1 protein-coding gene is annotated in these 1081 nt (G+C 47.5%); it reads right to left on the reverse strand.

Features of this window, described 5'->3' with window-relative positions; all coding sequences use genetic code 11:
• Positions 1–466: 466 nt before the first annotated feature.
• Positions 467–1081, reverse strand: a 615-nt coding sequence (locus R7P74_RS24995; protein ID WP_318123330.1) for an ATP-binding cassette domain-containing protein, incomplete at its 5' end; no start/stop codon positions are given.

The raw sequence follows: 1081 nt of genomic DNA on the forward strand, positions 1-1081 counted from the left end.
CTGATTTTCTGCTGTAAGTAATCACAATTTTTCTACTCTGTTTACCCTGTATCAGCATTAAAACGCCTTACATGTTACTGAAATAGCATAATGAAAGACTGCGATGGGTAGTATTTCGTTACCATACCTAATATTCAATCAGAGTCGTCGTGTCTTTCATGTGCTCAATGTTTGAGCTTCATCCCATATCCGAAATTACGCCAAGTGAAGCGCGTCATAAATTTGATGAATATGACCTTTGTCCTGCTAACCTAGTAGTGGTCGAAAGAAGTCGGTAGGAGAGGCGCGGGCGTATGGAAGAAGATGAAAAGGCGATCATGATGCTGGTGGTGATCGTGGGGTTCGTGCTTATTTGGGTTGTGCTTGAAGAGCTGAACTATCTTGGTTTGCCGATCAAATAAGCCCCGTGAAACATTCGATTCAACGGGGCTTTGTATTTCAATAATGGCTTTCTTGATTTCAGAGATTAGCTAACTGCTCTAACCTTACCTTGCTTCAAGTCGTTCAGCACTTGAGATTTTGGACCGTCTGCAATTACGCTGCCTTTCTCCATCACAATCACGCGATCTACGATGTCGAGCATCGACGTTTTGTGTGTAATCAAAATCAGCGTTTCGCTCGGTTTTAACTGCGCCAATTGATGCTTGATGTGCATTTCTGAGCGGTTGTCCATTGCACTGGTTGGCTCATCCATCAAGAGTACCGGAGGACGTCCAAGGAACGCGCGAGCAATCGTCACCGCCTGACGTTGACCGCCAGAAAGCATTGCGCCCCCTTCACCAACCTGACGCTCCAAACCTGCTGGATCCGATTGCGTAAAGGCGGTCACACCCGCACGATTGGCTGCATCCATCACGTCACGGTCATCGGTTAATGGACGGCCTAGCGTGATGTTGTCGCGGATGGAGCCAAAGAACAGATTGGAATCTTGCGCCACACACCCGATATTGCGGCGAATATCGACATGATGAAGCTGCGCGATGTCGGTGTCATCAATGCGAACATGACCTTCTGTCGGTTGGTATAAGCCCATGATGAGACGCTCTAACGTGGTTTTACCCGAACCGATACGGCCGATAAT

This window comes from Vibrio sp. 2033 (genome assembly GCF_033339735.1).